The following is a 23,727-nucleotide window of genomic DNA, read 5'->3' as shown; positions in this document are numbered from 1 at the left end:
CCCCGTGGACATTCATCCCAAGCCACGGCGCGGTCATCCCCGAGCGCGTCTGGCGGTGGGGCGAAACCCGTCGCCCCACGCCCCCGCACCTTTCTCGTCCGCCCGGTCGAGTCGTCGCGGAACCAGCCCCCGGGGACCGCCAGGAAATGAAGGAGTCAATGTCATGAACATGTCCACGCGAATGAAGCGCACCGCCGTCGCCGTCGCCACGCTCGCCGCCGTCGGAGCCGGCACGGCAGTCAACGCCGTCAACGCCGACGCTGCAGGCACGCGCCCGCTGCTCAAGGTGCCCTTCACGTGCCAGCAGGAGTGGCGCGGCCAGACGTGGCAGGGCCACAACCCCGACCGCGCCATCGACTTCAACCAGGGGTCCGGCGACTTCGACCTCGGCAAGGCCGTCAAGGCGAGCGCCGGCGGCCGGGTCTCCGCGGCCGGAAACGTGGGCAGCGGCTACGGCAACCGCATCATCATCGACCACGGCAACGGCTGGAGCACGCTCTACGCCCACCTCAACTCGATCAACGTCAGCGTCGGACAGAACGTCGCCGACACGACGACGATCGGCACCGTCGGCAAGTCCGGTGGCCAGGCCACGTCCCACCTGCACTACGAGCAGCGCGCCGACGGCAGCCCGGTCAGCATCAAGTTCGGCACGAGCACGTGGGTGGCCTACTACACGACCGACTACTTCACCCGCACCAACTGCTGAACGGTGCTCCCGCGGGCTCAGGGGTCTCGCGGGAGACGCGTCCGACGGCGTATGCCGCTGGGTGGGCTCGTGCATGGCGAGCCCCGCCCGGCGGCATACGACGTTTCGTGGAGGTCTTTCTCCAGCTCGTTCGCGACCGTTCTCGACGGGATTTCGGCTATTACCGGATTGTTAGTCGGGAATAGCATTTTGTGCATCATCAGAAACCTGAAGCCGCATCGTGAGAAGGACTCGCGACGGCACCGGATAAGGAGACGAAGAAATGCCGACGATGTCCCGCCGCACCATGCTCCGATCGGCCCTGGCCACGACGATGATCGCCGCTGCCGTCACCGCGGCACCCGCGGCGCCGGCCAGCGCGGCCCCCAACGACCCCATCAGCCGGGCCGACGTCATCGCCCGGGCCCAGAACTGGATGGACCGCAACGTCCAGTACAGCCAGACCGGCACGGCCACGGGGCCCGACGGCGTCTACAGCTGGCGGCGTGACTGCTCGGGCTTCGTCTCGATGGCCCTCAAGCTCGGCCCCACCGGGCTCAGCGCCCCGAACACCTCGGCCCTGGCGACGTCGACCTACAGCTTCGGCATCTCGCGGGCCAACCTCAAGGCCGGCGACTTCCTCGTCGACCCGGGCAACCACACGGTCCTCTTCCAGAAGTGGGCCAACGCCGACCACACCCAGTTCTGGCTCTACGAGGAGTCCAACTCCACGAGCGACATGAACCACCGCATCGCCAACCTCAGCACCTACGCCGGCTACCTCGCCCGCCGCGCGAACAACATCCGCGACTGACGCCGGTCGCCGGCTGACAGGACAGCGCCCGCCCCGAGGAGGGGCGGGCGCTGCGTCCTGTCGTGCGTGCGACCCGCGAGGACTAGCGTCCGGTGCGCTCGAGGGCCTGGCGCACCGAGTCCCGGATCGAGACCATGTCCCAGTTGTAGGGGTCGATGGCGCCGGTCGGGCTTGTCTCGCGGTGGGCACGCACGTGGTGCTGGTCCCGACCCAGGCGAGCGACGATCGCCGCTGCGGCGACGATCGCGTTCGACTTCTGCAGATTCGTCGCGTACTGCGTGGGCTCGTGGTCCGTCGCTGCGTACTCGACCTCGATGCCGACGTAGACCGCGTCGCCGTCTCCCTCGGGCAGCGGGCCGCTCGCGTCGGCCCGGCCGGCGTGGCTCGCGCGTCCGGCGGCGACGACCCAGGCCTCGCCGTTCCGGTCGACGAGGACGTGGCACAGCGGCCCGACGTGGCCGGAGCGTCCGTCGACGAGGCCGTCGAGCGACGGGTGCGGGTCGGACGTCGTGGCGAAGGCCGCGGTGTGGTGCAGCAGCACTCCGCGGGGAGCGAAGTCGCCCGGACGCGTGCGCGTCGTCCAGCCCGAGGACTCGTGCACGACGAGGCCTGCGTCGCGCAGAGCCTTCGCCAACCACGTCAGAGCTCCGGTCTCCTGCCGGGCCGGGCCGGCTTCCGGCTCCGTTGGCGAGGGGGTGGGCCCGGTGCCGGCAGCGTCGTCGCTCGCGGCCCCGGACCCACCGAGCGGCAGTGTGCGCATGGAGGTCTCCGTTCGGGTGCGGACCGGGCGGTCCGGTCACGACCCGACGATCCCAACTCCCAGTAACAACGGGCTAACCCGCTCGGGACGTCGGCCCATGGCGTTCAGGTGTCTCCGGTGGCCGCACCGGCCGTGTCAGTACGGACGGCACAACCAGGCCCGCACGTGCTTGGCCAGCCCGGTCTCAGCGGTGGCATCGGTGTCAGCGGCTGGCCTGCATGCGCGGACGACCTTCTTTGCCACATCGGTGGCAAGAGCAGCACGTTCGGTCTTCGTCAGGGACGCGAGGAGGGCGAGACGGGCCATCCCTCGACGGTCGAGGTCGTCGAGGATCTCGATCGACCACGTGCTCAGCGCCACCGACCGTTGCGTGAGTCCCTCGTGGAGACACGCGAGCTCGCGTACTGCCGCGCATGCAGCCAGCGGGGCGTAGGTGTCGACGCAGAGCTTGCCGACCGTGGCGCGGGCGACGACCCGGGGCGTGCCGTAGCCCATGGCCTTGAGGCGGTCGGCCAAGGGCTCGACCGTGGTCAGCTCGAACCAGTTCGTTCGCGGGGGGCTGAGGAAGGCGGTCCGGTACGCCGGGCGCAGCTTGAAGGCGGTGAGCTGGGGGTCATGCTCCGCCCAGTCCTTCAGCTTGCCGGCGAACGCGACGTGCTGCAGCAGCCTCACGGCCTGTAGGTCATCGACGTCGTACCCCAGACCGGGTGCGCCTGACCACATGAGGTCGTTGCGGGACGCGAACGTGCAGGCCTCGTTGTAGATGCCGTAGATCCCCGTTGGCCCCTCCGCGTCCGCGGTGGACCTCGGCAGTCCCATGAGCCTCAGGGAGCCCTTGATGTCGTCACGGTACTGGGCCTTGAACGCGCTGATGCCGTCGGTGTCGGCCGGGTCGGGCTCCACCGTGACCGAGAACTCCTCGAGCGCCGTCTTGGCCGTGACTCGGTAGTCGTCCTGCGACGGCAGGACCGTCACCTCGAGGTTGTGCTGGGCGTATGCCGCGTTGACGAGCGTGAGCGCGCGCGTGTACTCGGCGCGGAGCGCGAGCGCATCGATGTCGAGCTCGCCCTCGAGACCGACGAGCCGCCGGCGGTAGTGGACGAGGAAGCTCTCGTAGTCGCGCAACGTCGACAGGTCGTCCGTGCCCCGCTGCTGGGTGTGACGGAAGGCCAGCGCGGCGGCGAGGTTGCCCGGGTCGTCCGAAAGGGCCCGGCCGAGCAGCTCGCCGGAGCGTGAGACGTCACGACCGGTCTGCGGCAGCGTGGTGCCGATGTAGTGGTAGCCAAGGCTCTTCCACGACGAGGTCCCCGCCAGGCCGCGCCTGATCGATCGATGGCTGGAGGCCATCGTGACGAGGACGAACGCGGCCGCCATCCGCAGGGTGGGGTCGTCCGGGGTGCCGTCGGGCGTCGCGTCCGAGTCCCCGGATGCCGCCTCTGACGACGCTGCGGCAGGGGTCGGTGGGGATTCGGCGACGAGACCCAGGACCATCGGATCGATGATCGCCGAGCCCGCTGAGCGACCGTTGCGGACCACGGTGACGACGCGAGCGCTTGAGTCGCCCTCGATCGTCGCGGTCCACGGCGTCACTCCGGAGAGGCTGCGCACGAGGTCCTTGAGCACCTTGAGAACGGGGTTGTCGGGCAAGGTCGAGAAGGCACCGTCGAGAGCCGTCACGTCAGCGCCCCGCGGCACCTCCAGTCCCTTCGGCGCCTCCGCGCCGAGCTCGCTGAGCAGGGCGACGACCGTCCCGATCTCCGCCGCGTCCTTGGGACCGGTGACGTTGAGGCGGATCCGGGTGGCCAGCCACCAGGAGGTGAGCCAGACCGACAGGGTTGCGGCCAGCGCGGCGAGACCGATCACCGAGGCGAGCTCGACCGCGGGTGGCTGGTTGTCCCCCCACAGCAGACGCACCGCCAGCCCGACGAGCGCCAGGCCCCCGGTGAGCGTGGCGAGCAGCAGAAGCGCGCTGGAGCCGTCGAGCTTGCGCTGGTCGGCTCGTCGGGCCGCCAGCACGGCGGCGACCGACCCGATCATCGTGGTGCCGAACACCGTCCAGGTCATGAGCCTCGACGTCGGCGGCGTGGCCGCGTCTGCAACGGCGAGCGAGGCGAGCACCGCGGCGGCCAGCATGAGCGCCAATCCGGCGCGAAGGACGGCGCCGCGGAGACGGTCGTTCGGGAGGTCGTCAGCATCGGGCCACTCCCGGACGGCGAGGGCTGTCAGTCTTGCCACGACGAGGAGCAGCAGCGGAACGGTGAGCACGACGAGCAGCAGCCCACCGAGGGGCGACAGCTGCTCGTCGACGAACGCGTTCCACTCATGCTGGAGCCGGGCGATCGTCGGCTCTGCGGCAGCGACATCGGTGAGCACGGCTGCCGCTTCCGCGTTCTCCTTGTCGTGCGCGAGTGCGGCGGTCGCGTAGTCGCCCGCCGAGTCGACCTTGCCGGCGAGGAGCTCCTCCTCGGCCTTGGTCGCGAGTGACACGGCGGTCTGTGTCTCGGTGCGGGCCAGGGCCGCCTCCTTGACGCACCCGACCGCGAGCTCGAGGGCTCGTTGCGGTAGTCCCTGTTTGACGAGTGCCGCGGCAGCACCGCAGTCGCTCGGCGTCGGGGGGGCTGCTCGGGCGCTGGACGCCGACGCGCCCACAAGCGTCAGCAGGAGCAGCAGCGTCGCAGTGCCTAGCGCGCGGCGCGTGCGACGATCTCGGCCGATGTGCGTCTCCACGGTGTCCCCTGTTCGCTCGGTCCCGTCCGGCGATCGTGGTGTCCTCTCGATGGTCCCGCGTACGAGGAGCATGCGCACAAGAACGACAAAACCTGCTCGAGGCACGTGCCGGACGAACCGCGGGACGCCGGCGTCATCGCCCGGCGGATGGCATACGCCCTCGGTCCGACCAGGCGACGGGCTCAGGGCTCGAGGAGGACGGCCCCGGGGCCGTGGTCCGCTAGCACGTCGGACGGGTTGTTGAGCGCGCAGGTGCGCAGGCTGAGGCAGCCGCAGCCGATGCAGGAGTCGAGCTGGTCGCGTAGCTTCTCGATGCGGCGGATCTGCTCGTCGAGCCGGCCGCGCCAGGCGCGCGAGAGGCGGGCCCAGTCCGACGCGGTGGGGGTGCGGGCGTCCGGGAGGGTGGACAGTGCTGCCCCGATCTCCTCGAGGGACAGCCCGACCCGTTGGGCCGCCCGGATGAACGACACCCGCCGGATCGTGGCCCGCTCGTAGCGCCGCTGGTTGCCCGTCGTGCGCACCGAGGCGATGAGCCCGAGGTCCTCCCAGTAGCGCAGCGCGGAGGTGGCCGCACCGGTGCGCTCGGCGACCTGCCCGATCGTCAGGCCCGACACCTAGGCGATCCTCGCCTCGGTCAGGCGGGCGAGGATCTCCTCGACCGTCTCGTCCGGCGTCTGCTGCGAGCTGTCGAGCCAGAGGCCGATGTGCGGCGTCTCGGTGCGCACCTTGTGGTCGAAGTCGCGGATCGACCAGAGGTCGCCGTAGCCGACCTTGACGCGCTCGGACTCGCGCTGCATCACGGTGCCGACGTCGGGCGCGAGCATGACGAGGCTGAGCGGTCGCGCCGTGAGCCGGTCGAGGAAGGGCTGGAGGGTCGTGCCGACGAAGAGGTCCTGGACGACGACGGTGAAGCCGGCCGCGGCGTACTCGTTGGCGGAGTGGGCCGCGATGGCGTGGCGCAGCGCGAGCTGTCGTTCGGCCTCGGGGTCGCCGTGCGGCGACATGTCGACGCGGCCGCGCACGACGACGCGGCGGAACTCGTCACCGCGCAGGTGCACCGCGCGCGTGAAGCGCTCCGCGAGGAGCTGGGAGACGGTCGACTTGCCCGCAGCCATGACGCCGGTGACGACGATGACCTGCGGGATGTCGACGGCGGTGTGGAGGGCCCGGTCGCTCACATCGCACCACCCTAGGCGCCCCCGGGCGAAAAGTCGTCAGAGTTCATGTGACGTTCAGGTAGCGGGCAGGCGTCAGGCGTAGGCCTCGACCTCGTCGGGCGTGGCACGACGCACGACGACGCGGGTCCACGCGCCGACGTAGAGGCGGTCGTCGTCGCCGAGCTCGGTCTTCGGGCCGACCGCGATGGCGCGCTGGGGGAGCGGTCCGGACGCGGGGCCGACGAAGGTGCCGTTGGAGCTGCCGAGGTCCTCGACGAACCAGCGCGAGCCGTCGGTGGTCAGCTGGGCGTGTCGACGGCTGACGCCCGGGTCGGACGACAGGTCGATCTCGGGGTTGGTGTTCTTGCTCGTGGACACGCGACCGAGCAGGACGCTGCGGTGGCGCAGCGGCATGATCGTCGGCAGGCCGGGCGAGGGACAAGGGTCCTCGGCCTCCTGGGTCTGGTACCAGTCCGGGTCGACCCAGACCTCGGCCAGCCACTCGAAGGAGGTGGACGCCTGCTCGCCTGCGGCGGCACCCGCGGCGACGCCGGCAGAGCCGGCAGCCGCGGGGTCGACGGCCTCACCGTCGGGCTCGGTGTCGGCGAGGTCGCCCGGACCGGCCGACGGGTCACGCGGCATCGCGCCGGTCGTGAAGTCGTAGCCGCAGGCCTCGCAGAAGAGCGCGCCGTCGGGGTTCTCCGTCTGGCAGTTGGGGCACACGAGACCCACCGGTGCAGCCGGGTCGGCGGGAGCCGGGGTCGCGGGGGCTGCCGGGGCCGGAGGGTCGAGGTCGAGCGAGGAGCCGGACGTCCCAGCGCCGTTCGCCGCCTCGGACGGGCCGCCCGTCGGGTCGGTGGCACCGGCCCCGACACCGCCGCCTGCCGCCGGCTGGGCGCTCGCGTCGATGGGCGAGCCGCAGGTGTCGCAGTAGTCCTCGGCCTCGGACGTGTGCCCGTTGGGGCAGACAGCGCTCACCGGCGCACCCTGCTCGTCTTCGTCGACGCCGTGTCGAGCGACATCTCGTCGATCTTCGAGGCCCCCTTCTTGAGCCGGACGGTCCCGGTGTCGGCGTCGTCGATCTCGACGACCTTCCGCAGGCGCGAGGTCATCTCCTCGTTGCCGGTCTGGTCGGCGAGCTGGACGGCCCGACCGAGCTTCGAGGTCGCGACGTCGTCCTGGCCGGCGGCCTTGGCCGCGAGTCCCTCCTGGATGACGGTGGCGAGCTCGGCCTGCCCGGTGTAGGCGGCGACCGCGGGGTCGATGCGGGTCGTCAGCGAGTCGTCGTTGCTCCACTTCGCCTTGACGAGGGCCTGGGCGACAGGGTCGCCGCCGAGCGAGAACTGCACGCGGGCCGCGAGCTGCTCCTGGCCGAGCGTGCGAGCCGGGAGGCGGACGGCCACGTGGTAGTCGCGGCTCTCGTCGGACCACGCCCCGGTCGGGTAGGCGCCGGTGAGTGGGTTGACGACCGTGCGTCGCGACGTGAGGTCCTCGAGCGTCGGCGACACCTGCTTGACGAAGAGCAGCTCGGCACCCTGCGGCACCCAGACGCGCAGCTCGGAGTTGGCGACGCCCCGGGACATCGAGGCACGCATCATGGCCTCGAACTCGGCGGCCATCTCCTCGGGCGCCGGGATGAGGTCGACGGTGCCGAGCAGCGCCGAGGCGATGCCACGCACCTCGTCGACGCGCCACTGGTCGCCGACGCCGCGGCAGTCGCACTGGAAGGCGCCGACGCTGCTGCGGACCGCGGCCTGCAGCGACTGGGGCGTCTCGCCCTCGTTGACGCCGTCGGTGAGCAGGATCGCGTGGCGCTTGGTCACGTGCGGCACGGTCTCGAAGATCTGCCGGGCGAGGGTGAGCCAGGTGCCCATCGCCGTGCCGCCGTTGGCGCGCAGGCCATCGATGGCCCGGTTGGCCTCGCCGCGGGTGTGCGCCGACATCGGCACGAGCGCGCCCTGGTGGCTGTAGGGGTAGACGATCTGCGCCGTGCCGTTGCCGGACACGATCGAGAAGAGCGTGCCGTCGACGATCTCGGCGAGGGCTGCCTTGGCGGCCTCGCCGGCAGCCTGGACGCCGCGGCGGCCCATCGAGCCGGAGGTGTCGATGAGGATGACCTCCGCCGCCGAGCCGGGGTCGGCGAGCCCGGCCGAGGCACCGGCCGACGCACCTGCCGAGGCGCCGGTCGAGGTCACGCGGACGATCGCGTGCACGTCGGTGCCCCCGTCGGGCAGGAACTCGTTCTGGAACACCTCTGCCGTGAAGTCAGCCATCGGTCGGGTCCCCTTCCACCGGCGCCGCCGCTGCGGTCACCTCGGTCGTCGTCGTGCTCGATCCTCGCCTAGCCAGTCTGGTGAGGGCAACCGTGATGTTGTCGCGTCCACCCTGCTCGTTGGCGAAGTCGACGAGGGCCTGGGCCACCGTCGTGGGGGTGGCGTCGTCGAGCCGGGCTGCGGCGTCGGTCAGCAGGGTGCGCAGCGCCTCGGCCTCGGAGCAGTAGTTCCACAGCCCGTCTGAGCAGACCATGAGCCAGCCGGGCGTCGCCGTCAGCGTCGTCAGGTGCGGAGTGAGGTCGTCGGGGGCGTCCTTGCCGAGCCAGCGCGTGATCGAGTGCGCGTGCGGTCCGGTCTCGGCCGCGAGCCTCGGGACGCCCGCCGCCATCTGCTCCTGGGCGAAGGAGTCGTCGCGGCCGAGCTGGCGCGCGGGCTCTTCGGTGTCGTCGGGCAGCCAGTAGACGCGGCTGTCACCCACGTTGCCCGCGACGATGACGTCGTCCTCGACGACCGCGGCCGCGAAGGTGCACGACGGCGGGTTGGGCACGTCCTCGACGACCGAGGCCGCGACGGCCTCGTTGGCGCGGGTGACGGCGTTCGTCAGCGCGCGCCCGGCGCCGGCCGCCCAGGCGTCGGGGGTGCCGACGCCCTTGGGGAAGGGCTGGTCGAGGACCGCCCGGGCGGACGTCGCGGCCGCGAGCGAGGCGATGTGCGAGTCGGTGGCCATCGAGACGCCGTCGCAGACGACGAGGACCGCGCGCGACCCTGCCGGCTCGCTGGCGCTGAGCGACATGGCGTCCTCGTTGCGGGCGTGGCGCCTGCCGATGTCGCAGACGCCGCCGACCCAGGCCGTCGGGGACTCGACGAGGTGGTCGCGCGGGTTGGGCGGCGGAGTGCCGCAGTGGTCGCAGTAGCCGTCGACGATGTGCCCCTCGCCGCAGGCGTGGCACGTGAGGTCGTCCGCCACGGGGGCGACGGCCGCCGACGGGACGGCCCCCGTCCAGCCGACGTCGAGCGGGGACTCCTCGCCGGCGGGCGCGGTCTGCGGTGTCGCCGAGGCGAGCACGGTGCCGTCCGAGACGTCGGCCGGCGGCTGGTCCCCGTTCGAGGCGCGGGCCGCGACGACGAGGTCGGCGCCGCACGCCTCGCAGAAGGTCGAGTCGGCCTGGTTGGCCGTGCCGCAGGCGGGACAGTCCCGCGAGGCGATGGCAGAGGACGAGGACGAGGACGAGGGCGAAGACGCGGACGCGGACGCGGACGAGGGAGCGGGCAGCGGAGCGGGCTCTGCTGCTCCCGTGGTCGGGATGTCGGTCACCAGAGGCTCCAGGGTCGGATGGCGTTGGCCTCGTCCACGAGGGGGACGCGCTCGGACAGGTCGGGGGTGCGCTTGGCCAGCTCGCGCAGGGCCTCCTCGAGCCCGAGACGCAGGCCGTTGGGGGTGCCCTTGTGCTCGCCGAGGCGGACATCGGCCTTGTTGCCACTCTTCTCCACGGTGACGAGCGCTTCACGGTAGATCAGCGTCGTGAGCTCGGCCCGGCGCCGCGCCGACAGCGAGGTGTCGTCGAGCGTGCGCAGTGCCTCGGCGAGGTCGGGCAGCCCCCGGTTCGCCTTGGTCAGCAGCTCGGCGAGGCCCGCGCGTGCCGTGCGGTAGGCGCTCGACTGGACCGGGACGAGCCGGTATGCCGCCACGGCCCCCTCGACGTCGGACCGCGCGGCCCGGATGCGGGCGAGGCCGAAGGCCGACATGGGGACGTACGTGGCGTCGGTGCGCGCGCACGCGACGTAGAGGTTCTCGGCGACGGCGTCGTCACCGGCCTGCTCCGACGCCTGCGCGAGCGCGAGCTTGGGCGCGAGCTCCCCCGGCACCTGGCCGTAGACGGCGTTGAACGCGGCCTGCGCGGCTCGTGAGTCGCCACGCTCGAGCGCGGCCAGGCCCTGGATCCACACCGCCCGCCACTCCCAGGGGTCGGCGCTCAGCAGCTCGCCGGCCGTCGACTCGGCGACGTCGGGTTGGCCGGCGTCGAGCGCGGTGCGGGCCTGCTCGAGGAGCACCTCCGTCGTGCGCACGGCGGCCCGCTTGAGTGTCGCGAGGCGCTCCTCCGGTGAGCCGGAGACCGTGGTCAGCCAGCCGGTCTGCGGGTCGTGCGGGTCGCGGCGCATGGCCGGGAGGTTGCGCCAGTCGTCGGGCTCGACGCCCGGCGTCGGCACGTCGAAGAGCAGCGAGCTGACGGTGGTCGCCGCGGCGCCCGACCCCCGGTCGAGGGCGACGACCTCACGGAGCACCCCGACCATCTGGGAGCGCAGCTCGTCGGCCGAGACGAACCGGTCGTCACGGTTGGGCGCGCAGGCCTTGGCGACGAGCCGGTAGAACGAGTCGTAGCGCTGGAAGACCGGCACGGTGTCCTGGGCCGGAAGGGTGTTGAGGAAGGTCGTCTGGTAGCCACGGAACTCCATCGTCAGCACGACGAGCGTGCGCCCGATCGTGTAGATGTCGGACGCGGCGGAGACACCCAGCTCGGCCACCTCCGGGGCCTGGTAGCCGACCGTGCCGAAGATCGCCGAGTCGTCGTCGTCGGCGCGGCGCACGCCACCGAGGTCGATGAGCTTGACCTCGTCGCCGACCTGGATGATGTTGTCGGGCTTGAAGTCGCAGTAGACGAGCCCGAGGTCGTGGAGGTACTGGAACGACGGCAGGATCTCGAGGATGTAGGCGAGGGCCTGGTCGACGGGCAGCGGGTCGTACCTCCCGGCGGCCTGGAGGCGCTGCTTGAGGATCGACTTGAGCGAGGTGCCGCCGACGTACTCCATGACGATGTAGCCGGCGTCGTCGTGCGTGACGAAGTTGTAGATCTCGACGATGCTCGGGTGCGACACCTGCGCGAGGAAGCGCTGCTCGGCGATCGCCGCCGCGAGGGCATCGGGGTCGGCCGAGTTGAGCAGGCCCTTGAGCACGACCCACCGATCCGAGACGTTCTTGTCGCGCGCGAGGTAGATCCAGCCGAGGCCACCGTGGGCCAAGCACCCGGCGACCTCGTACTGGCCCGCGACGAGGTCGCCTGCCTTGAGCTTGGGGTCGAAGGAGAACGGGTGGCGGCAGTTGGCGCAGAAGCCGGTCGTCCGGCCCGGCTTGCCGTCGCGGCCGCGGCCGACGGGCTCGCCGCACTTCGGGCAGAAGCGTTTGTTCTCGGGCACGGACGGGTTGGTGAGCAGGGCCTTCTCGGCGTCGATCTCGGGTGCCGGGCGCACCGAGGTGATGCCGCCACCGAGGCGGGCCGAGCGCAGGCGCTGTGAGCCCCCCGTGCGACGCGTGGCGATGGACCCGGCCTCGCGGGCACGCTTGGAGCCCAACGCTGCCGACGCGAGGTTGCTCGAGGCAGCCGAGCGCGTGGAGATCTCGGGGCCGACACCACCGGTGGCCCCTGTCGCCGCGGCGGCGCCGGCCGTGGCGGCAGCGGCGGACGGCGCGGAGGGGGCGGCATACCCGGCGACACCGAGCTGGTCGGCCGGGGTGCCGCAGACGTTGCAGTAGCCCGCGTCGATCGTGCCCGCGCATCCGGGCTGCTGGCAGGCGCCACCCTCGGGGATGGACGGACCGGCGGCGGCCGCAGCCGGTGCAGGTGCGCTGAGGGCGGCGGCGGGGGCGGAGCCGGCGGCCATGCCGCACACGTCGCAGTAGCCGTCGACGATCGTTCCGGTGCAGCCCGGCTGCGTGCAGTTCATGGGCGGGGCCTCTGGGGTCGGGGTGCGGACGGACGGGGGGCGGCGCGACCGGCACGGGGCTGCTGGCGGGTGGCCGCGTCGACGTAGGCCGAGAAGGCCGCGGCGAGGGCCCGGGCACGGGAGATCGGCAGCGGGCGGGCGGCGAGCGTCTCGTCGAGGCGGCGGCGCAGCTCGGCCACGTCGGCTCCCGCCTCGGGAGTCAGCGTCGCCGCGGCGGCCATGGCACCGACGGCACCCACGAGGCCGACGACCTCGTCGCGCTCGGCCAGCCCGGCGGCATACGTCTCGTGGGCGAGGTCGAGCGCCCGGGAGACCCGCTCGAGCTTGTCGCGGTACGCCGTGAGCTCGGCTGCCGCTTGCGGCACCGGTCCCAGCGCGCGGACGTTGGGGATCGCGAGATGCGGTGCCGGCGTGATCGCCTCGAGGCAGGCGCGTTCGAGGGCGCGGATGGCGGCGGCGCGCGCGTCGAGCTCCTCGACCTGCTGCTGGGTGCGCACCCGGCTGCGGGCGGCGGAGGCGCGCTCGGCCGCGGCGACGATGAGGTCGCGCTCGAGCACGGCCACGTCGATCTCGAGGGGGCCGATGATGCCGCCGACGTCGGCGCCACGACGGGCGCGCTCCACGAGGTCGTCCATCCGGCGGTCGAGCCGCGCGAGCTTTTCGGTGGCGTCGTCCCGCTGCGTGCCGGCCGGGACCAGCGGGATCTGGTCGCGGGTGCGCTCGATCCCGGCCCGCACCACGGTGATCCGCTGCGTCGCCTCGGCCGCCCCGGGGGCGAGGGAGGCTCGTGCCTGGAGGGTGCGGGTCAGCGAGTCGAGCAGCCGGCACGCCTCCGGAAGGCTGACCGCGAGCGAGCCGCTCGACGGCAGCGAGAGGTGCTCGGTCGTGTTGGAGTCGAGGCGTCCGTGGATGAGGGTCGAGAGCCGCTCGGCCTCGACGGGACCGACGCGGCCTCCGTCGAAGGTCGTCTCGAGGAGGGTGAGGCGGTCGCTGACGGCCTTCCAGAAGGTCAGCGCCACGGTGAGGTCGGTGGTGATCGCGACCTGCTCGGCCTGAGACAGCTTGAGGACCGCGCGGTCGACCTCGCCGAGGTCGGCGCGACGCTGGGCGACCCACTCGCGCAACGCGTTGAGGTAGGTCTGGGCCTCCCCGGCCTGGACGGGCACGCCGAGCCGCCCGGGCGCCGTCGGTGCGACGGTGCCCGGGTCGGGGTGGCTCTGCGGCACTGCGCTCATCGTCCGTAGACCGGGGTCGGGGGTGCGGGCGCGGGTCCGAGCGGCGCTGCGAGCCAGCGGTTGTAGATCGTCTTCCACTCGCCGTCGGCCTCGAGGTCGGCGATGACCCGGTTGAGGTAGCGCGCGAGGTAGACGTCGGCCTTGTTGACGCCGAGGCCGTAGGGCTCGACGGTGATCGCCTTGGCGCTCGTGATGACGGTGTTGGGGTCCTGCGCGGCGAGGCCGGCGAGCACGGTGTCGTCACCGGTGATGGCGTCCGCCTTGCCTTGCTGGAGCAGCACGAGGCAGCCGGTGTGGGTGCCGGCCGTCACGACGACCGGCCCCTTGACCTGCTGCAGCTTGGCCAGGGAGGTCGTGCCGTTCGGGGCACACACCCGCTTGCCCTTGAGGTCGGCGAGCGTGAGGTCCTTGGCGCCGGGCAGGGCCTTGCTGACGAGGACTTTCTGGCCGGACCGGTAGTACTCGGCCGAGAAGCCGATGTCGTTCCAGCGATCGCACGTCATCGACATGTTGCGTGCGACCATGTCGATCTCGCGGTTCTTGAGCAGGGGTTTGCGGTCGTCGGCCGTGATGACGCGAAGCTGGACCTTCGAGGCGTCGCCGAAGATCGCCTTGGCGACGGCCCTGGCCATGTCGATGTCGAAGCCCTCGATGCCGCCGGTGAACGCGTTGCGGGCGCCGAAGAGGTATGTGTCGGCCGAGACCCCGACGGTGATGAAGCCCTTGTCGAGGATCTTGCGCATCGTGCCGTCGCTGATGTCGGCACGGGTCGGCAGGCTCGGCAGCGGGTCGTAGGACTGCGTCGCGTTGGTGCACGTCGGTGCGGCCACGGCAGGCGCGCTGCTCGACGGCTTCGGTGCCGGGGTCGTCGGCAGCTGGGTCTCGGCGTACGTGACACCGGAGCAGCCGGCGAGGGCGCCCAGCCCGGCCACGGCGACGAGGGTGGAGAGGCGGCGCCGCAGCGTCGAGCTGATGGTGCTCATCGGTACTCCTCGATCCGCTGGCCGACTCCTCGGACGATGAGCCACGACGCGACGAGGGCCACGAGGGCGACGACGACGGCGACGAGCGGTGCGCTGCCGCCGAGCCCCTCGAGCGTCGTGACCGTGGCCTTGCCGGCGCTGTCTCGCGCCTGCGTCACGGCGACGTCGAAGGTGTCGAAGGTGTTGGCGGCCCCGCCGTCGGCCGTGCTCGTCGAGAGCTTGACCGCATCGTCCCAATGGCCGCCGTTGTCGAGTGTCCGCACCTTGACGTGGGCGTCGACGTAGGCCTGCCACGACCGCGTCAGCTCGCCGGAATGATCGGTCTTCGCGAGGCCGGCGTCGACGGCGGTGCGGTTGGTCTTCCACGCGGCCTCGTTGGCCGCGCCGGACCCGCGCTTGATGAGGGTCAGGCTCTCGTTGGCGCGGGCGTCGTTGGCCGCCGTCGTCACGTTCGCGAGGGCGACGGCCCGCTCGTAGTCGCCGCCGGACACGTCACGGGTCGCCGTGCTGATGCCCGTGATGACGGTGGCGGTGACGAAGAGGGCCACGAGCAGCAGCGCGATCGCCCCGGTCAGCGACGGGTTGAGGTAACGGCGCGTGCGCCTGGCGAGCCACACGGCAAGGGCCACGAGACCGATGAGCGAGACGACGCCGACGAGGAGCTGGACGCTCGAGTTGCTGCGCTCGAACTCCATCGTCGCCCGCTCCTCGTTGGCCTCGACCACCTGCGTGATGATGGGGATCGCATCGGCCCGGAGCCCGGTGCTCGCCTGGGTGAGGTACTGAGCGCCGACGGGCAGACCGAGTCGGTTGTTGGAGCGAGCCTGCTCGACGAGGGCGGCATAGGTCTGCACGCGCTGGGACAGCACCCCGAGAGCGTTGCCGTCGGCGGGCTGGGCGGCGGCTGCCTTGGCGATGCCCGCGGCGACGCGCCCCATGGCGCCTTCGTACTTGGCGCGTGACTCGGGTGACTCGAGACCGCCGACGAGGAAGGCGTTGGTGGCGACGGCGTCGGCACGCAGCAGGTCGACGTGGATCGACTGGGCGAGGACCACCTGGGCGCTGTTGTTGGCCGCACGCTCGACCGCGGACTGCGACGCGAGCAGCGCGTTGACGCTGATCGCGCCGAGCAGGAGCGCAGCGAGGACGCCGAGGAGGCCGAAGAGGCGCATCCGGCCCGGGGTGCCGTGGAGCAGCCGGCTCGCGAGGCCCCGGGCGCCGGGGACGCCGCCGGACAGGCTGCCGGCGATGGTGCGCGGATGCTGGCCCGCGGGCGCGCCGGACGACGCACCCGCCGGGATGGCGACGGGGATGTTCGTCGTCGGTGCGCTCATGCGGTGTCCTCGTGCTCGGTCGCGCTCGTGTCGTCCTGCTCGTCGTGCTCGTTCGAGACTGCCTCATCGGTGCCCGCCGGACCATCAGGGTCTGCCCTGAGCGCCGCCGGATCCTCCGGAGTCGCCTCCGGTGCAACCGGTGCCTCCCCCTCTGGCTCGGCTGGCGCGCCGGCGGGTGCGTCGTCGGGCTGGTCGGTGACGTCGTCTGCGGTGAGTAGACGCAGCTCGTCGCGCGTCGGCTCCGTCGCGTCCTTGAGCCGCCATGCGTGACGGCCGACAGCCTGCTCGAAGAGGTTGCGCGAGAAGCGGCCGTTGCCGAAGGCCGAGGTGCGCGGCGTGGCCTGCAGGATGTGGCGCACGCGGGTGTGGGCCTCGGTGGTCAGCTCGTAGTCGGAGCCCGTGGCGATCGAGTCGAGGATGTCGAGCAGCTCGTCGTCGGAGTAGTCGTCGAACTCGATCGTCGTCGTGAACCGGCTGGCCAGACCGGGGTTCTGGGCGATGAAGCGGACCATCGGGTCGGGGTAGCCGGCGACGATGACGACGAGGTCCTCGCGGTGGTCCTCCATCTCCTTGACGAGGGTGTTGACCGCCTCTTCGGCGTACTGGTCGCCGGTCAGGGCGTACGCCTCGTCGATGAAGAGCACGCCGCCGGTGGCCTTGGCGCAGACCTCTGCGGTCTTCAACGCGGTCTGCCCGACGTAGCCGGCGACGAGCTCGCTGCGGTCGACCTCGACGAGCTGGCCGGTGGGGAGCAGGCCGAGCGCCTTGTAGATGCCACCGACGAGCCGTGCCACGGTCGTCTTCCCGGTGCCGGGGTTGCCGACGAAGATGAGGTGCCGGCTCATCTTCGGGGCCTTGAGGCCGGCGTGGGTGCGCATCTTCTCGACACTGAGCAGGGCGACCTGGCGGTGGATCTCCTTCTTGACCCGGGCGAGCCCGATCATCGCGTCGAGCTCGGCGAGGAGCTCCTCGACCGACTTCTCGGGCTCGGCGGCCTTCCCGGGTCCGGCCGGCGGTTCGGCGGGGGCGGCCGTGGCCGTCGCGCCGGGGGTGGGGACGCCGTCTGGGTCGCCTTGCGCCCCAGTGCTGCCGGGGAGCACCAGCTCGAGGAGGCGGGGGTCGATCGGACCGGGGACGTTCGGACGCATCGTGTCGGGGGAGCCGAAGCCCATCCCGGGCACGCCGCCGAGAGGGCCACCGGGCAAGCCGGGCAGCCCGTGCGAGGGGAGGCGCGCCGCGGCGAGGTAGGCGCCCGAGGCGGCGGACGCGTTGGCGATGACCCAGATCGGCGCCGTGCCGAGCATGACGGCGGACGAGGCCACCTCGGTCAGCGCCTCGGCGTACTCGGCGGCGAGGGAGTGCCGGGAGGCGACGAGGGCGTCGAGCAGGTCGGTCGGGGCGCCGCGCCAGCGACGCCCGGACGAGGCGGCGTCGAAGAACGCCTCGTTGATGCGGGCGACGTCGGTGAGGCCGGGGTGCGCGACCTCGGCCCAGGCTGGGGCCGCCCCGGGCACGGCCTCGGCCAGCGCGGCCGCGACCCGCAGCCCCTCGTCGCGGGCGGCGGCGGGGTCGAGTCCTGCCTCCGCGGCGACGTCGCTCAGCTGCTCCAGGCTCTCGGCGAGGCGTGACTCGTCAGTGGTCATGATCCGCACTCAGGTCGGCACTGGGGTCGGCGTTCACGGTCGGCGTTCATGCATCACTCCGGCGGGGCCAGCGGGTGGGGGGACGGTGACGTGCTGACGGCACCGGACGGGTCCGCGGTTCCCGACGAGCCCGTGCCGGGTGGTGGGGCGACCCGCACCGGGTCCGGACCGAGACCCAGCACGCCACCGCCCGACGCCTGGCCGAACTTCTGCTCGAGGAACGCCCCGTGCACGATGATCGCCTCGGCGTCGGCACGGCACACGGCGTCGTAGACCTTGTCCATCGTCGTGCCGAGCAGGTCGAGCTGGTCGACGAGGAGCATGACCGAGCTCTTGCCCGCCGCGATGGGGCGCGTGTCGGCCCAGTCGCGCGGAAGGCGCAGGTAGTTGCCGATGGCGACCGGCAGGTAGTCGGTGGCGGTGGCCATGACGCTGAAGCCCTGGCTGCTGCCGAGGCCGAGGTTGGACAGGCGGGGCAGGGTCTGGCGCACGATCCGGGTGACCCGCAGCAGGCGCGAGAGCACGACGCCGGGCACCTTGCCCTCGCGGGCCTGGGCCTCGATGGCGTCGAGCGCCCCGAGGAGCTGCTCGGTGGTCGGTGGCCCCGAGCGCACGGGCTCGGGTGCCTCGGGCCTGTCCAACCCGAACCACGACCGGATTCCCACTGCGTTGTCCCCTCTGGTGTGTCCCGCGCGCCGACCGTCGGCCGGCCACGCACATCCTGCTCCACGGGTCGCGCCACGGCGATCCCGCCTCACCTCACCCGCGTCGCGGGCCCGTCACCGGCTCCCGGTCGGGCCTCCAGGCGCAGCCACCCTCACCGGCCGGAGCCGAGGTCGAGCAGCCCGGGAGCGGCGTTCTCGGCGCGGCGGGCGTCCTGCTTGGACACGCGGTCGAGGTAGGTGCGCGACTTGGCGACCTCGGTCTCGAGGGTGCCGATCGTCGCGGCCATGTTGTCGAGCGCCCGCACCTTGAACTGGTCGATGGTGTCCATCGTCTCGTAGATGTTGGCGAAGGCCTTCTGCAGCGACTCGATCGACAGCGTCGCGCTCGCCGACTGCTCCTGGATGCGGGCGGAGTTCTGCTTGAGCGCCTCCGACGTGCGCTCGATGATGCCCGAGGTCGTCGTGTTGAGGGCCGTGATCTGGTCGAGGACGAGCTGCTGGTTGTTGAGCGCCTGGGCCACGATGACGGCGGTGCGCAGGGCCGAGACGGTCGTCGTGGTCGCGCGGTCGACGCCCTTGATGAGCTCGATGTTGTTCTTGATGATGATGTCGATCGCGAGGTAGTTCTGGATCGAGACCGCGAGCTGGGTCAGCAGGTCCTGGTGCTTCTGGCGCACGTAGAAGAGGACGTCCTCGCGCAGCGCCTTGGCCCGCTCGGGGTCGGTCGTCTCGAGGGTCGCGACCTGGGCGGCGAGCTTGGCGTCGAGCCGCTCGGCGACGTAGACGTACTGGTTGAGCCGGCCCATCGACTCCCAGAGGTTCTTCTTCTCGAGGTTGAGGGCGACGTTGTCCTTGACGAGCTCGTCCTGCCCCGACTGGAGCGAGTGGAGGATGCCGTTGAGGTGGCTCTGGGCCGACTGGTACTTGCGGAAGTAGTCGGTGACCTTGTCGCCGAAGGGGATCATGCCGAGGAACTTCTTGGCGCCTGCGGCCTGGCCCGGGTCGAGGTCCTCGACGGTGCGCCGGAGGTCGAGCAGGGTCTTGCCGACCTTCGAGTTGCCGGACAGGCCGCCCTCGTTGAGCGCCTTGACCGGCATCTGGAGCATCCGGTTGGACGACTCGGCGGCGAACCGCACCTCGTCGTTGCCCATCATCCGCACGTCGGCGGCCTTGGTCTCCCACTCGGGCGAGCGGGCCGCGGCCTTCGTGAGGGAGTCGAGGTAGGTGTCGACCTTGGCGTCGAGGCCGGGCAGGGCGGCGTCCGGAACGGCCGGCGCCATCTTCGGCGCGGCGGTCTCGGCGACGGCGGCCGTCGGCGCGGGGGCCGTGAGGATGAACGCGTCGCCGGGCGGCGGCTCGAGGGGCGCGACCTGGGCGGGCGCGGCTGCCTGGGCGGCGGGCTGGTCAGTCATGTGGAGCGGGTCCTTCCCTCGCGTGCCGGCCACGTCGGCGACGCGACCGAAGTCCCTCGCCCGTCGGCACCGCGGACGGCGCACGAATCCCGCCTGCGGCGCGCTCGTCGGGCGTACGGCCACTCTACGTGCCGTGCGCCTGCGACGGGTGGGCGAACGCGTGGGTTCCGTCGCTCGGACGACCCCTCCGGAGAGGGAGCGGCCGCGGCTCGGAGTCAGGGGAGGTTACGAGCCGCGGCCGCGTGCGTGGGGCACCCACATCCGAAGAACGGATGGGGTTACCCACCGGTTCCCGCCCCCGCGACCGGGGGCCTCCGACGGCTCAGTCGAACTGCCAGGAGCGCTTGCTCAGCCCGAACCAGAAGCCGTCGATGACGCTCTTGTTGTCGAGACCGCCGGACTCGTAGGCGGCGCCGAGGGTGACGAAGAGCGGGGCGAAGTGCTCGGTGCGGGGGTGGGCCTCGTGGGCGGCCGGGGCCTTGTCGAGGAAGTCGAGCAGGCTGTCGACGTCCTGGGCCTTCATGGCCTCCTGGGCCCAGTGGTCGAACTCGGCGCTGGCGCGCGGGGGTAGGCCGTCGGCGCCGGCGTGCGGGTTGAACCAGCGCAGGTTGTGGGTCGTGAAGCCGGAGCCGACGATCATCGTGCCCTGCTCGCGCAGGGGTGCGAGGCGTCGGCCGATCTCGAAGAGGCCGCGCGGGTCGAGCGTCGGCATCGACATCTGGAGCACCGGCACGTCGGCGTCGGGGAACATCTCCTTGAGCGGGACGTACGCGCCGTGGTCGAGGCCGCGCGCCTCGTCGCGGTGCACCTGGTGGCCCGGCCACGTGAGCAGCCTGGTCACGTCGTCGGCGAGCCCGGGGGCGGCAGGGGCGTCGTAGGTCACGTCGTAGTACTTCTGCGGGAAGCCCCAGAAGTCGTAGGTCAGCGGTGCGCCGGTCGTCGAGCCGAGCGTCGTCGGTGCGTCCTCCCAGTGGGCGGAGACCATGAGGACGTTCGTGGGCTTCGGCAGGTCCGCGGACCATCCGGCCAGCTCGGCCGTCCAGCGCTCGTCGTCGGCGAGCGGCGGGGCGCCGTGGCTGAGGTACAGGACGGGGGCGGACATGGCGGTTCCTTCCGAAGTTGTTGAAGTCTAAACTATCATGGGGAACGAGCGTTGGATCGCCATCATTCCCGAGGGCGTATGCCGGGTGGCCCCTTTTCGCCGCACCCGCGGCAGGTGACCGCACCCGCCACCCGAGCGAGCCCGCGGACCCGGGCTGCGGCGGACGGCATACGCCCCTCTCCGGTGGATGTCGTGAGACCGCACTCGGCGCGGGCTGTTACGGTCGGTCCGCGTCCACGTCGGGGCAGCGACGAATCCGCTGCACGTGAGATGCGGGAAGTTGAAGGTGCACCATGGCCGCAGGCAAGGGCCGCAAGCTCGTCATCGTCGAGTCGCCCGCCAAGGCGAAGACCATCGCCGGCTACCTCGGAGGCGACTTCGAGGTCGAGGCGTCCGTGGGTCACATCCGTGACCTGCCGAACCCCTCCGAGCTGCCGGCCGACATGAAGAAGGGCCCGTTCGGCAAGTTCGCCGTCGACGTCGACAACGGCTTCGAGCCGTACTACGTCGTCGACCCGGACAAGAAGAAGAAGGTCGCCGAGCTCAAGCGGCTCCTCAAGGACGCCAGCGAGCTCTACCTCGCCACCGATGAGGACCGCGAGGGCGAGGCCATCGCGTGGCACCTGCTCGAGGCGCTCAAGCCGCGGGTCCCTGTCAAGCGCATGGTGTTCCACGAGATCACCCGCGAGGCGATCCAGCGGGCCGTCAACGACACCCGCGAGATCGACACCGCGATGGTCGACGCCCAGGAGACCCGCCGCATCCTCGACCGCCTCTACGGCTACGAGGTCAGCCCGGTCCTGTGGCGCAAGGTCCGCCAGGGCCTCTCGGCCGGCCGCGTCCAGTCCGTCGCGACCCGCATGGTCGTCGAGCGCGAGCGTGAGCGCATGGCGTTCGTCCGCTCCTCCTACTGGGACGTCGAGGGCGACTTCACCCCCGACAGTGCGAGCCAGCAGTTCACGGCACGACTGTCTTCCGTCGACGGCGTCCGCGTCGCCACCGGTCGCGACTTCGCCGACGACGGCCGCTTGACCGGCAAGGGCGTCGTCCACCTCGACGAGGCCCTCGCGACCCGGATCGCCGAGGCGTGCCTGCCCCTCACAGCGCGCGTCACCGACGTCCAGGAGAAGCCCTACACCCGCCGCCCGTCGGCCCCGTTCACGACCTCGACCCTCCAGCAGGAGGCGTCCCGCAAGCTGCGGATGTCGTCCAAGAACGCGATGCGCGTGGCGCAGCGGCTCTACGAGAACGGCTACATCACCTACATGCGTACCGACAGCACGACGCTGTCGGACGCCGCGATGACCGCCGCGCGCAGCCAGGCACGCGACATGTACGGCGCCGAGTACGTTCCGGACAGCCCGCGCCGCTACGAGAAGAAGGTCAAGAACGCGCAGGAGGCCCACGAGGCCATCCGTCCCGCCGGCGACCGCTTCCGCAGCCCGGCCCAGGTCGCCGGGTCGCTGCGCGGCGAGGAGTTCGCGCTCTACGAGCTGATCTGGAAGCGCACCGTCGCCTCGCAGATGGCCGACGCCCGCGGCTCGACCGCCACCGTCAAGCTCGCTGTCGACACGGCGCTCGAGGGCGCCCAGTCGGTCGAGTTCAGCGCGAGCGGCACCGTCATCACCTTCAAGGGCTTCCTCGCCGCCTACGAGGAGGGCCGGGACGACGAGTCCGCCGCCCGCGCCGACGCCGCCGCCGAGGAGCGTCGCCTGCCCAAGCTGAGCGCCGGCGTCCCGCTCGAGGTCGTGCGCGCCGAGGCCGACGGCCACGAGACGAGCCCGCCCGCCCGCTTCACCGAGGCCACCCTCGTCAAGGCGATGGAGGAGCGCGGCATCGGCCGCCCCTCGACGTACGCCTCGACGATCGGCACGATCCAGGACCGCGGCTACGTCTTCACCAAGGGCCAGGCCCTCGTGCCGACGTGGCTCGCCTTCGCCGTGACCCGGCTGCTCGAGGAGCACTTCGGCAACCTCGTCGACTACGAGTTCACCGCCTCGATGGAGGAGGACCTCGACCGCATCGCCAACGGCGACGAGGGTCGCGTCGCGTGGCTCAAGCGGTTCTACTTCGGCGAGGAGGCCACCTCGGCCGCCGGTCTGCGCAACCTCGTCGAGGACCTCGGCGAGATCGACGCCAAGGAGATCAGCACGATCCCGATCGGCGACGGCATGGTCGTGCGCGTCGGCCGTTACGGCCCCTACGTCGAGGAGCTCGTGCCCGCGGGCGTCGACCTCGCGACGGGCGAGGTCGCGGACGGCGCCGAGGTGCCGTCGACGCCGCGCCGCGCGACGATCACCGACGACATCGCGCCCGACGAGATGACGCCCGGGAAGGCGCGCGAGCTGCTCGAGGTCGCCGCCGACGACGGCAAGGTGCTCGGCAAGGACCCCGAGACCGGCCGCGAGATCATCGCGCGCGCCGGGCGCTACGGGCCCTACGTCACCGAGGTCATCGACGACGACGACGCCGCCGCGGCCGACAAGCCCAAGGCCAAGAAGGCCGCCAAGGTCAAGCCGCGCACGGCCTCGCTCTTCAAGGACATGGAGCTCGCGACGCTCGACCTCGACTCGGCGCTCAAGCTGCTCTCGCTGCCGCGCGTCGTCGGTGCCGACGCCGAAGGTGTCGAGATCACCGCGCAGAACGGTCGGTACGGCCCGTACCTCAAGAAGGGCACCGACTCGCGGTCGCTGACGACCGAGCAGCAGCTCTTCGACATCACGCTCGACGAGGCGCTCGCGATCTACGCCCAGCCCAAGCAGCGCGGTCGTGCCGCGGCCGCCCCGCCCCTCAAGGAGCTCGGCGCCGACCCCGTCAGCGGCAAGCCCGTCGTCGTCAAGGACGGCCGCTTCGGTCCGTATGTCACCGACGGCGAGACCAACGCGACGCTGCGCAAGGACGACGACCCCGAGGCGATCACGCCGGAGCGGGGCTTCGAGCTGCTCGCCGAGAAGCGCGCCAAGGGCCCGACGACCCGCAAGCGCGCCGTGAAGAAGACGGCGAAGAAGACCGCGAAGAAGGCGACGACGCGCACGACGAAGAAGGCCACCGCCAAGAAGGCCTGACCCACCACGTCGAGTGAGCGCTCCGTCCCACTCGAGTGAGCGCCCCGTCCCACCTTCGTGGGGTGGGGCGCTCGCTCGTCTGTGACCGCGTGCTCACTCGAGTGTGGTTTGGCGCTCACTCGAGTGGCTCATCGCGTATGCCGTGAGGT

Annotated in this window: 18 protein-coding genes; 3 read left to right on the top strand and 15 right to left on the bottom strand. The window is 71.8% G+C overall.

Annotated elements, in window-relative coordinates:
• Nucleotides 1-169 precede the first annotated feature (169 nt).
• On the top strand, nucleotides 170-709 hold the full coding sequence (locus tag ASH01_RS07670; protein WP_235509566.1) for a murein hydrolase activator EnvC family protein: 540 nt from the start codon (nucleotides 170-172) through the stop codon (nucleotides 707-709).
• 262 nt (nucleotides 710-971) lie between these two features.
• Nucleotides 972-1,502: a hypothetical protein gene (locus ASH01_RS07665; RefSeq protein WP_056773829.1), complete on the top strand. Its 531-nt coding sequence runs from the start codon at nucleotides 972-974 to the stop codon at nucleotides 1,500-1,502.
• 82 nt (nucleotides 1,503-1,584) lie between these two features.
• Here ASH01_RS07665 and ASH01_RS07660 read toward each other — a convergent pair whose 3' ends face one another.
• From ASH01_RS07660 to ASH01_RS07590, 15 genes are all read right to left on the bottom strand, one after another.
• Nucleotides 1,585-2,262 carry a peptidoglycan recognition protein family protein gene (locus ASH01_RS07660; RefSeq protein ID WP_056773826.1) on the bottom strand — a complete coding sequence of 226 codons (678 nt, stop codon included), beginning with the start codon at nucleotides 2,260-2,262 and terminating at the stop codon, nucleotides 1,585-1,587.
• Nucleotides 2,263-2,397: 135 nt separating this feature from the next.
• Entirely contained in the window at nucleotides 2,398-4,989 is a 2,592-nt protein-coding gene (locus ASH01_RS07655) for a hypothetical protein (protein WP_156415489.1), read from the bottom strand.
• Nucleotides 4,990-5,171: 182 nt separating this feature from the next.
• A complete protein-coding gene (gene soxR, locus ASH01_RS07650) occupies nucleotides 5,172-5,603 on the bottom strand; it encodes a redox-sensitive transcriptional activator SoxR (protein ID WP_056773821.1) in 432 nt (143 codons plus the stop codon).
• On the bottom strand, nucleotides 5,604-6,167 hold the full coding sequence (locus ASH01_RS07645; protein WP_082619591.1) for an AAA family ATPase: 564 nt from the start codon (nucleotides 6,165-6,167) through the stop codon (nucleotides 5,604-5,606).
• Nucleotides 6,168-6,239: 72 nt separating this feature from the next.
• Nucleotides 6,240-7,124, bottom strand: a complete 885-nt coding sequence (locus tag ASH01_RS07640) for an FHA domain-containing protein (RefSeq protein WP_056773818.1) — start codon at nucleotides 7,122-7,124, stop codon at nucleotides 6,240-6,242.
• Nucleotides 7,121-8,419 (bottom strand): VWA domain-containing protein, encoded by a 1,299-nt coding sequence (locus ASH01_RS07635; protein ID WP_056773815.1) that lies wholly within the window; start codon nucleotides 8,417-8,419, stop codon nucleotides 7,121-7,123. The genes ASH01_RS07640 and ASH01_RS07635 overlap by 4 nt, the downstream gene beginning before the upstream one ends.
• Nucleotides 8,412-9,734, bottom strand: coding sequence for a PP2C family serine/threonine-protein phosphatase (locus ASH01_RS07630; protein ID WP_056773812.1), 1,323 nt, complete (start codon nucleotides 9,732-9,734; stop codon nucleotides 8,412-8,414). The genes ASH01_RS07635 and ASH01_RS07630 overlap by 8 nt, the downstream gene beginning before the upstream one ends.
• Nucleotides 9,731-12,139, bottom strand: a complete 2,409-nt coding sequence (locus ASH01_RS07625; protein ID WP_056773810.1) for a serine/threonine-protein kinase — start codon at nucleotides 12,137-12,139, stop codon at nucleotides 9,731-9,733. Before ASH01_RS07625 ends, ASH01_RS07630 begins: the two co-directional genes overlap by 4 nt.
• Complete coding sequence (locus ASH01_RS07620) at nucleotides 12,136-13,374, bottom strand: hypothetical protein (RefSeq protein ID WP_235509565.1); 1,239 nt, start codon at nucleotides 13,372-13,374, stop codon at nucleotides 12,136-12,138. The genes ASH01_RS07625 and ASH01_RS07620 overlap by 4 nt, the downstream gene beginning before the upstream one ends.
• Complete coding sequence (locus ASH01_RS07615; protein WP_056773804.1) at nucleotides 13,371-14,357, bottom strand: glutamate ABC transporter substrate-binding protein; 987 nt, start codon at nucleotides 14,355-14,357, stop codon at nucleotides 13,371-13,373. The genes ASH01_RS07620 and ASH01_RS07615 overlap by 4 nt, the downstream gene beginning before the upstream one ends.
• Nucleotides 14,354-15,691, bottom strand: coding sequence for a hypothetical protein (locus tag ASH01_RS07610; protein WP_056773800.1), 1,338 nt, complete (start codon nucleotides 15,689-15,691; stop codon nucleotides 14,354-14,356). Before ASH01_RS07610 ends, ASH01_RS07615 begins: the two co-directional genes overlap by 4 nt.
• Nucleotides 15,688-17,334 (bottom strand): AAA family ATPase, encoded by a 1,647-nt coding sequence (locus tag ASH01_RS07605; RefSeq protein ID WP_056775191.1) that lies wholly within the window; start codon nucleotides 17,332-17,334, stop codon nucleotides 15,688-15,690. Before ASH01_RS07605 ends, ASH01_RS07610 begins: the two co-directional genes overlap by 4 nt.
• A 53-nt stretch (nucleotides 17,335-17,387) precedes the next feature.
• Nucleotides 17,388-17,948, bottom strand: a complete 561-nt coding sequence (locus ASH01_RS07600; protein ID WP_082619589.1) for a hypothetical protein — start codon at nucleotides 17,946-17,948, stop codon at nucleotides 17,388-17,390.
• 203 nt (nucleotides 17,949-18,151) lie between these two features.
• Entirely contained in the window at nucleotides 18,152-19,411 is a 1,260-nt protein-coding gene (locus tag ASH01_RS07595; protein ID WP_056775188.1) for a toxic anion resistance protein, read from the bottom strand.
• A 322-nt stretch (nucleotides 19,412-19,733) separates the two neighbouring features.
• Nucleotides 19,734-20,513, bottom strand: coding sequence for a dioxygenase family protein (locus ASH01_RS07590; RefSeq protein ID WP_056773796.1), 780 nt, complete (start codon nucleotides 20,511-20,513; stop codon nucleotides 19,734-19,736).
• Between the two features lie 293 nt (nucleotides 20,514-20,806).
• On the opposite strand from ASH01_RS07590, the gene topA reads away from it, so the two are divergent.
• A complete protein-coding gene (gene topA / locus ASH01_RS07585) occupies nucleotides 20,807-23,578 on the top strand; it encodes a type I DNA topoisomerase (protein WP_056773792.1) in 2,772 nt (923 codons plus the stop codon).
• Nucleotides 23,579-23,727 lie beyond the last annotated feature (149 nt).

This window comes from Terrabacter sp. Soil811, from assembly GCF_001429655.1.
Taxonomy (GTDB): Bacteria; Actinomycetota; Actinomycetes; order Actinomycetales; family Dermatophilaceae; genus Terrabacter.
This window is presented reverse-complemented; position numbering and strand designations above follow the sequence as displayed.

What these genes read in the sequence shown, in the direction of transcription:
- ASH01_RS07620 (WP_235509565.1), bottom strand. Translation starts at nt 13,374, where the DNA reads ATGAGCGCAGTGCCGCAGAGCCACCCCGACCCGGGCACCGTCGCACCG.
- ASH01_RS07625 (WP_056773810.1), bottom strand. Translation starts at nt 12,139, where the DNA reads ATGAACTGCACGCAGCCGGGCTGCACCGGAACGATCGTCGACGGCTAC.
- ASH01_RS07605 (WP_056775191.1), bottom strand. Translation starts at nt 17,334, where the DNA reads ATGACCACTGACGAGTCACGCCTCGCCGAGAGCCTGGAGCAGCTGAGC.
- ASH01_RS07610 (WP_056773800.1), bottom strand. Translation starts at nt 15,691, where the DNA reads ATGAGCGCACCGACGACGAACATCCCCGTCGCCATCCCGGCGGGTGCG.
- ASH01_RS07595 (WP_056775188.1), bottom strand. Translation starts at nt 19,411, where the DNA reads ATGACTGACCAGCCCGCCGCCCAGGCAGCCGCGCCCGCCCAGGTCGCG.
- ASH01_RS07615 (WP_056773804.1), bottom strand. Translation starts at nt 14,357, where the DNA reads ATGAGCACCATCAGCTCGACGCTGCGGCGCCGCCTCTCCACCCTCGTC.
- ASH01_RS07670 (WP_235509566.1), top strand. Translation starts at nt 170, where the DNA reads ATGTCCACGCGAATGAAGCGCACCGCCGTCGCCGTCGCCACGCTCGCC.
- ASH01_RS07635 (WP_056773815.1), bottom strand. Translation starts at nt 8,419, where the DNA reads ATGGCTGACTTCACGGCAGAGGTGTTCCAGAACGAGTTCCTGCCCGAC.
- topA (WP_056773792.1), top strand. Translation starts at nt 20,807, where the DNA reads ATGGCCGCAGGCAAGGGCCGCAAGCTCGTCATCGTCGAGTCGCCCGCC.
- ASH01_RS07660 (WP_056773826.1), bottom strand. Translation starts at nt 2,262, where the DNA reads ATGCGCACACTGCCGCTCGGTGGGTCCGGGGCCGCGAGCGACGACGCT.
- ASH01_RS07665 (WP_056773829.1), top strand. Translation starts at nt 972, where the DNA reads ATGCCGACGATGTCCCGCCGCACCATGCTCCGATCGGCCCTGGCCACG.
- ASH01_RS07590 (WP_056773796.1), bottom strand. Translation starts at nt 20,513, where the DNA reads ATGTCCGCCCCCGTCCTGTACCTCAGCCACGGCGCCCCGCCGCTCGCC.